Source organism: Planktothricoides raciborskii GIHE-MW2 (genome assembly GCF_040564635.1).
Taxonomy (GTDB): Bacteria; Cyanobacteriota; Cyanobacteriia; order Cyanobacteriales; family Laspinemataceae; genus Planktothricoides; species Planktothricoides raciborskii.
In genome coordinates this window covers 3,083,350-3,091,738 of record NZ_CP159837.1, presented here as the reverse complement: position 1 = coordinate 3,091,738, position 8,389 = coordinate 3,083,350, and the positions used below count along the sequence as shown (strand labels likewise).

Below are 8,389 nucleotides of genomic sequence, written 5' to 3'. Positions count from 1 at the left end.
CTCTCGCGAATCGCGCTTCACTTGGATAATTTACAGAACCAATCCAAGGGAGCGATCGGGTGACGATATGATTTTTCATACTTATACATTTTGCTAAAGCAAAAAAACTCTCAAATTATTTGTTGGTTAGAGGTCAAAGTGATGAAAATCAAATATTTACCTTTAGAAAATCATCTCAATTACAATAGTTTATTCAAAGATACTGGTTATTATTATATCTATAAATTTGCCCCTTTAACATCCCCATTTTTAATCTGCTTGTTTGGATTTTTATTGGCGAATTTATTTTTATTTATCGCCTTAACTAATGAATATATAGAAATTTTAAAATTGAGCTTGTTTATGTTTTATCTCCCGGTAATAATATTAAATTTTATGGGGGGATTATTTGGAACTTTGGGTATAATTTTTAATTTTCTATTAAGTTTGGTAACTCCTTTATATGTTTTATATCAAATAATAAAATATATATTTTTGATTGTCTACATCAAAAAATATCCTAAATATATTAAAATATCTGCTTTAATGATAGAAATACCTAAAACCTTGTTTTCTAAAAATCAAAAAAACATCTATATTCCTTACGAAGCTATTAAAAAAGTCACATATTGTAGAGGAATATTTCTTCCCAATAGCTCTCATAATTTCAATTGTAGCCATTTATTGATTGAGACTATTAATTATAAGTATATCATTGATACAGATTTTATGTCAAGAGAAGCTTTCAACAATTTAAAGATTTTATTGGCTTACAAAGAAATTCAAATAGACTGCGATCGAGGAAGTTTTTCCTTAAACAACAAACACCGATAGGGTTTATAATAGTCGTGATATATGGCGATCGCGATCGCGCCCACATCAGCCAAAGCATAATGATAATTTGGCATAGGCAATAAGTTAATTTACTGATTCAGCCACGAGCGACCTAGGGTGGGGATTAATCACCACCTAACTACACCCTAGTCGCGATCGGGATAATCAGTGGATAATTGTGCTTAAAAGCCAGAATAAAATAATTATGAGTTAATTTAAAAGTAATCGACAAAGTTATACATAAATCAAACATAAATCAGACAAAAGTTGTGATCTATATCACCCACAGCAGCCAAAGCATAATGATAAATTGAAATAGGAAATAAGTTAATTTACTTATTGAAGCCTGATTAACTTAGGGTGGGGGTTGCCCACCAATTATAAACACCCTCTTCATCGATCGCTAGAGCTTACAACAATTTGGAGTAAAAAAATGATAGTTGCAGAAAACACCATCACCAGTCGGCTCGATCACTACAAACAAGATTTGATTGAAAAAATATCACTTCACGCTGGATATCCATACAATCTAACCTATGATTACAGCAAAATCATGCAGTTTTTGGATTTTTCTATAAACAACTTGGGCGATCCATTTATTCGGTCTAATTACCAAATAGATAGCCGGGAGTTTGAGCAAGAAGCGTTGGCATTTTTTGCCCAACTTTATCAAGCGGAAGACTGGTGGGGATACGTTACCAACGGCGGCACAGAAGGAAACTTCTATGGTTTATTGCTGGGAAGAGAAACTTATCCAGAGGGGATTTTGTATGCTTCTGAAGATTCTCACTATTCTGTTGCCAAAGCAGCGCGGTTTTTCCAAATCCCTCACGCGGTTGTTAAATCCCAATCTCATGGCGAAATGGATTACAATGACCTAGAAATTCAACTAGACCCAAATCGCCCAGCAATTATCAACCTTAATATCGGCACCACAGTCAAAGGTGCGGTGGATGACCTAGGGAAAGTTTTAGCAGTGCTAAAGGCTAAAAACATTCAAAATTTTTATATTCATTGTGATGGAGCGCTGGGGGGAATGCTGCTGCCATATCTCGCTCCTGGTCGAATCAATTTTAACTTGCCAATTCACAGCCTAGCAATTTCCGGTCATAAATTCATCGGCTGCCCCTTTCCCTGCGGTGTTGTGCTGACTCGCAAAAAACTGGTGGATAAATTGGCGACTAACATTGAATATATCGGCTCCAAAGATACTACTTTATCTGGGTCTCGCAACGGCCATGCACCGCTATTTTTGTGGTACGCAATTATGCAGCGGCAGCATTTATTTGAGAGTGAAGCCCACTGGTGCGTTAACAAAGCTGTCTATTTGTACGAACAGTTAAAAGAAGCGGGGTTGTTTTGCTTGCTAAATCCTTATTCTACCACAGTTGTTTTTGACAAACCACCCGCTGCAATTGTGGCTAAGTGGCAGCTTGCGACAGCAGGCAATTTAGCTCATGTGGTGGTGATGCAAAATCATAGTTATGAGTTGCTAGACCGCATAGTTGCTGACATGGCTGCTTCCATCTCCTGTTCGGTGGCGATCGCTCTGTCAATTTCGGTTTGATGTGCGGTATAAAACAAGAGTGCGTCGTTAATTTGAGCTTCAGTTAACCCATATTCCTCCGCAAGCTGCTTGGAAGACATTCCCCATTGGTGCGCGGCGATCGCAATCGTCTGGACTCTAATTCGGGTTCCCCGAATTACGGCGACAGGGCTACCGCTGGCACCAGTGCGATATGTGATTTGGGGAAAGCTGCGATCGTGGAATTGATGCTGGAGAACGGCCACTTTTTCGGCCACTGCCCAGAGAATAAATTGGTCTGGGGGAATGCCTTGATCCAGGGCACATTTTTCTACTTCTTCCTGGAGTTGAAGCGGCAAGTTAACGGAGTAGGATGCCATCTTTTTAGCCCAAGTCTGGATTGACTGTTAATGTACCTTCTAATCCTAGCGGATGCTCTTATTTTCGACAATGTATTTGAGCGATCGCAATAGCACAAATCGCTCAAATAGTCGGTTTATTCAGCCAACATCCGAATCTTTATCCTTAAATTGCGCGATCGCCCACCAACATCGATCGCCTACCAACCCCGATCGCCCAAATATCCCAATCTCCCAAATTTTTAGATAAAAGCGATCGCGACTTCATTTCCTTCAGCGTAACCATAAATAAAAACGGAGTATCTATGATTACATTCTCAGTGGATTCAGTGGAAAAGGCGACTTCTCCCGAAAGAATGACGAATCCCAAAAGGGCGATCGAATATCGATTAAAAACCCCGGTAGAATCTTGTTCTGAATATACCGGAGAGGTCGTTTCCTGCTCGTATCATCCTTTTGTCAATGCTGTCCATGACGCCTATTCCCGTCATTATCCCTTAATTCTGTCTCCCGATATGTTTTGGCTGCTGTTTACTCAAGGGTTAGCCTACCATATCAATCTTAATTCAGAAAAAATGCGTCATTATTTTACGGACAAAAAAGCAGGCAAAGAACAAATCAAGGTGCGGCGGGATAATTTTGTCAAAGGAGCGTTGGAAAATCCTTGGGAAGAAGTCTTTGCCGATTTTTCCCAGCAAATCAAATCAAAAATTGGGGCAGAAAATCATGGGAATATTGTCACCAATTTTAGCACAACGGGCAAAATAGAGCAAGCCGCTAACGAAGTGGTGTTAATGGATGCCATGCAAAGTTATTTTGAGTTTCTTTGTACAACTTGGTGCGGGATTCCCGAAATCACTTTAGAGGGAGAATTGTCAGATTGGCAGTTGTTGCGATCGCGGATTCTTGCCGTAGGGGAAACTTACGATTTGCAATGGTGGACTGACCACTTATCACCCATCCTCGATCGCATTGTCAACACCGCAAAAGAAGTAAATGAGTCAACCTTATGGAGTAATTTCTATAAAATCTCCAAAATGAGCGGCGGTCCCTTTATTAGCGGTTGGATTATCCAGTGGTTTCCTTATATTCAAAAGAGTAATGGCAGCATAGAACAAAATGCTAAATTTGACAGTTTGACTCATCCTCGATTCCCTAGCGGTTTATCTTCTGCGCCCTTTAAATGGCAGTATTTATCGGAAGAGTATGACATGGAATTTATTGCCGGTTTTACTTCCTATACTCAAGATAAAAAAACCCTGGCATTGCGACCAAAAATTGGCTGGGCAGTGCGGGAAAAACCCGCCCTTTCTAATGCCGAAATTTTTCGCCATTACAATGAGGAAATGTTAAATTTTTTACGAAAATGTTGAACCGATTTGCTCGGTTCAATACCTGCGACATGAATTGCCGAGAGATTGAATGGATCGAGGCTACTTATGGCTTTATATCTGCCTGGATTATGAGCAGCGCGTTCCGTTTGCGAAGGACGAGATAATCGCCTCTTATTTTCCATTTTTTCATTCACTAGATAGCCCGGTTTCTGTGGTGAAAAAACATATCTATATAGATACATGGCGATCGCCAAGCTCTGGGGAGAGAATCGCTTTTTCCGCAGGCATAACTTTAACCATAAATCTAACATAAAACCAAGTGCGCCAACAAAAATTCTCTGCCACGCATTGCTCTCAGAAACTTAACTATTTATAATATTTTGTCACGATTAGTTGCATTTACCGGGAATTGCCACTTTTTTACTATAACAAATCTAATTTTCTGGGGTTTATTTCATCTAATGAGGGGTGATACACCTAGGGGTTTTTGCCCATCTAATCTCAGGGAATTTACCGAATAAATTGCCGAAAAATATCGTTTTTTTAATAAAATCTTAACAATTTGCCCGGATTTAACAGGGATTCAAAGTCAGCATAAAATAATTATAAATTATTGATGAAAAATTGTGACAAACTTATACATAAATCAGACAAAAAATATACATAAAGTTATACATAAGTTATACATAAATTGTGATCCATATCACCCATCTGAGCCAAAGCATAATGATAATTTGAAAGAGACAATAAGTTAAGTTACTGATTCAGCCATGATTAACGTAGGGCAGGGAATGCCCACCAATCATATATAGAGATAATCCACTTTTGCCGCACTTGCCGCACTTGCCGCACCCTACAACCTAATCAAAATCAGAAAAAATCCTTAAGTTTTCTGTCCATAATTCATGCTGTTTAACTCAGAGGACAAAAATCATGATCGTTAACATTGAAAAAGCATTTAATGCCAACTACTATCGCTCTTTGTACTCAGATATAGCCAGTTTTAACGACGAGGAAGCATTGCAACACTGGCAAACATTAGGCATCGCTGAAAACCGCCAATTTTCACCGCTAATCGATTTAGAACACTATCGGTCTGTCAATGCGGATCTGCAAGAGTTAGATTCCACCAGTCTATTAGATCATCTGATTAACTTTGGCATAGACGAAGGTCGAAATTTCTCTCCTCACGTTGACCTAAATTACTACCGCTCAATTTATGCTGACCTGGCTGATTTAACCCCCGCCGAAGCCTTCGAGCATTTATTTACGTTTGGGATTAATGAAGGCCGAAATTTTTCTCCTCACGTTGACCTAAATTACTACCGCTCAATTTATGCTGACCTGGCTGATTTAACCCCCGCCGAAGCCTTCGAGCATTTATTTACGTTTGGGATTAATGAAGGCCGAAATTTTTCTCCTCACGTTGACCTAAATTACTACCGCTCAATTTATGCTGACCTGGCTGATTTAACCCCCGCCGAAGCCTTCGAGCATTTATTTACTTTTGGGATTAATGAAGGCCGAAATTTTTCTCCTCACGTTGACCTAAATTACTACCGCTCAATTTATGCTGACCTGGCTGATTTAACCCCCGCCGAAGCCTTCGAGCATTTATTTACTTTTGGGATTAATGAAGGTCGTATTTATTTCCCTACGTCTGAAGAAATAGGCGAAACCGAGGAGGGCGAGGATGAAATCGTTGGCTTAGAAGGAGAACAGACCTCGGCGACCAATGTCTCTGACTTCGATAACTTCGATACTGGTGACAATACTGGTGACAATACTGGTGACAATGCTGGAGAGAGTTTTTCTGACTCCGATAACACTGATTCTAATAAAACTGATTCTAATAACGCGGAAAGCGATACCAGCAGCATTGAACAGGAGAGTGCATTCCTTCCGAATCTATCTTTCGGGGGCAATGCATCTTCCGACAGTAATATCTCTTCCGGTGATACCAATACTGGGGGTGATACCGGGAACACGACTTCTGGGGATACTGGGGGTGATACCGGGAACACGACTTCTGGGGATACTGGGGGTGATACCGGGAACACGACTTCTGGGGATACTGGGGATGATACCGGGGACACGACTTCCGGGGATACTGGGGATGATACCGGCGAAGATCCCGTTGGCAGTGTCACCAACACTGCGCCCACTGTGGACTCCAACGCGACTCGCTGGTTAGAACTAGCCCAAGGAGAAACTGCCACCATTACCCAAGGGCAATTAAATTTCACTGATGACCAAACTACCGATGCCAGCGAAATTATCTACACTGTCGAGGGAATGCCCAGTAAAGGAAACTTGCAGCTAAATGGGCAAACTCTGAGTGATGGTGATACTTTCACCCAAGCTGATATTAACGCCGGTATTTTGGAATACGTGCAATCCGAGTCTTTCTCTGCCATGCCGCTGACTCAAATTGATAACGGCACCACGAATAATTTCCGTTTAACGCTCTTGCCTCAAAAATTCTGGATTGGCGACACTGGAAGCGGTTATGAATTGTTTAGCAATGATGGCACGGATACCTACCAGCTTACGGATGATAACTTAGGCGAACCGTTCCAGTTTTATCGCTCTGCCACCAATATGATGTACAGCAATGGAGAGTATTACGAACAGAACGATGATGGCAGTCTTCGGAACCTTTCCACTAACAGCAGTGATAACTCTTTTCCTCTTTACCAATCCTATAGTTCCGGCAATATGTCGCTGATTTATTCCGGCAATGACGGTGCGGGGGTAGAACTGTTCATGCTGTCCCCGGGGTCGGGGTTTGCCAATCAACTAACGAGTAACAATTTTTCCGCGATCGCCAGCGTTACGGCTTCAATGGGGTTTGATGGTAGCAATTCGAGTCCGATGTATCTACTCGCGAATGAGGGTGCGGGGTTCAATTTGTTTGCGACTCAAGGGGAATTCCAGCCTGCAATCCAACTGACATCGGAAAATTTCGCTAATGCCAATCGCCTCTACGTGCTTGATTCCTTGAATATAAATCCCCTGTTAATTTGGCAAGGGAACGCGGCAGCAAGTGCTGACAGTGGATTCCTGGGCGATATCTATGTTTATGATACAGCAGCGATCCAGAATCCAGACATGGAGGGACTGACTCAGTTAACCACCACTGGCGATAATCAGATTGTTCCGGTCTATCAAAATAACACTTTAGTACCTTACTGGATTGGTGGGGATGGCACCGGCAAAGAGTTGTTCCGCTATGACGGCAATCAGGTGGAAAAACTGACCAACGGAGATTTCACCAACCTAAGTTCACGGTTGATGTCCGATTCGATGAGTTCCAGCCTTTTATTTGAAGGGGATGGGGAAATTTATCTCTACAATGGCACCACGACGACCCAATTAAGCACCACTAGCAGTGACAATCTTTTAGCGTTTCTGGAAAACTCTAGCTCCAACAAATACTGGACGGGAAATGATGGCAGTGGTCGGGAACTGTTCACCTATAACGGCACTACGGCAACTCAGATTACTTCTGGGAATTTCGATTCGATTATCGGGTTAATGGTACAGCAAGGTCCAAACGGCGACTTGTTCTTTATTGGTGATGGGCAAATCTATCGCTACGATGGCACCGAGACTACCTTACTCAGTTCCGAAAGCACGGAGAATGAGTGGCTGTTTAACTCCGGGATTTTTGATGAGTCGGGTAATTATGTGAGCGACGCTTTTGACGATCTATTTTGGGTCGGCAACGATGGCAGCGGTCAGGAAATCTATCGCTATAACGGCAGTACCGTTGAGAAGCTGACGGATGCAGATTTATCCGGTGTTGTTGGTAGCACGACCCTCGGAATGTCACCGAGTATGTCCGATCTTTCTTATGTGGGACTGGTCGGTGAAACCCTTTACTTGACGACGAGTGAAGGCGTTTACATGAGCGATCCAATGGGGGTACGCACAGACCGTTTCTCGGTGACAGTGGCCGATGAAACCGGGTTGAGCAGCGATACCACCAGTTTCGAGATTAACATTGTTTAATTGTTTCTTTGCATTGTCTGGTAGTGATGGGTTTAAATCTGTCGCTACCAGAAACAATTCCCCAAGAAGACTATGAGGGTAAATGATAAGTGCGCGATCGCCTATTTCCCATTTCCCTATTCATCAGCTATCCCGGTTGCTGTGATGAAAAAAACCGCTATATAGCCATCCCAAATCAGCAGGCAGGACTCTAACCCGGAACTAACCATAAATCTAATCAGCTATGCGATCGCTCCAGTCAACCTCAACTTTGAGTTGACAACCATTTACTTATATTAATTACTGAATTCCAAGAGGTGAAATCGTGCAAAGCATTATTATCAGATGGGAAAAGTGGCGGTTTT

Annotated in this window: 5 protein-coding genes; 4 read left to right on the top strand and 1 reads right to left on the bottom strand. The window is 41.8% G+C overall.

Features of this window, described 5'->3' with window-relative positions:
* The first annotated feature begins 141 nt into the window (after window positions 1-141).
* A complete protein-coding gene (locus ABWT76_RS13085) occupies window positions 142-813 on the top strand; it encodes a hypothetical protein (RefSeq protein ID WP_354636242.1) in 672 nt (223 codons plus the stop codon).
* A 433-nt stretch (window positions 814-1,246) separates the two neighbouring features.
* Window positions 1,247-2,380, top strand: coding sequence for a histidine decarboxylase (locus ABWT76_RS13080; RefSeq protein ID WP_354636241.1), 1,134 nt, complete (start codon window positions 1,247-1,249; stop codon window positions 2,378-2,380).
* On the opposite strand, the gene ABWT76_RS13075 is transcribed toward ABWT76_RS13080, so the two are convergent.
* The gene (locus tag ABWT76_RS13075) at window positions 2,296-2,718 is read right to left on the bottom strand and encodes a DUF433 domain-containing protein (protein ID WP_354636240.1); all 423 of its coding nucleotides are present in this window, start codon (window positions 2,716-2,718) and stop codon (window positions 2,296-2,298) included. The two genes, ABWT76_RS13080 and ABWT76_RS13075, sit on opposite strands and share 85 nt — an antisense overlap.
* Before the next feature lie 284 nt (window positions 2,719-3,002).
* Here ABWT76_RS13075 and ABWT76_RS13070 point away from each other — a divergent pair, with 284 nt between their 5' ends.
* Window positions 3,003-4,070: a DUF4419 domain-containing protein gene (locus tag ABWT76_RS13070; RefSeq protein ID WP_354636239.1), complete on the top strand. Its 1,068-nt coding sequence runs from the start codon at window positions 3,003-3,005 to the stop codon at window positions 4,068-4,070.
* An 894-nt stretch (window positions 4,071-4,964) separates the two neighbouring features.
* Window positions 4,965-8,045 carry a cadherin-like domain-containing protein gene (locus ABWT76_RS13065; RefSeq protein ID WP_354636238.1) on the top strand — a complete coding sequence of 1,027 codons (3,081 nt, stop codon included), beginning with the start codon at window positions 4,965-4,967 and terminating at the stop codon, window positions 8,043-8,045.
* Window positions 8,046-8,389 lie beyond the last annotated feature (344 nt).

Coding starts and splice junctions, on each gene's coding strand:
- ABWT76_RS13080 (WP_354636241.1), top strand. CDS start 1,247: ATGATAGTTGCAGAAAACACCATCACCAGTCGGCTCGATCACTACAAA.
- ABWT76_RS13070 (WP_354636239.1), top strand. CDS start 3,003: ATGATTACATTCTCAGTGGATTCAGTGGAAAAGGCGACTTCTCCCGAA.
- ABWT76_RS13085 (WP_354636242.1), top strand. CDS start 142: ATGAAAATCAAATATTTACCTTTAGAAAATCATCTCAATTACAATAGT.
- ABWT76_RS13075 (WP_354636240.1), bottom strand. CDS start 2,718: ATGGCATCCTACTCCGTTAACTTGCCGCTTCAACTCCAGGAAGAAGTA.
- ABWT76_RS13065 (WP_354636238.1), top strand. CDS start 4,965: ATGATCGTTAACATTGAAAAAGCATTTAATGCCAACTACTATCGCTCT.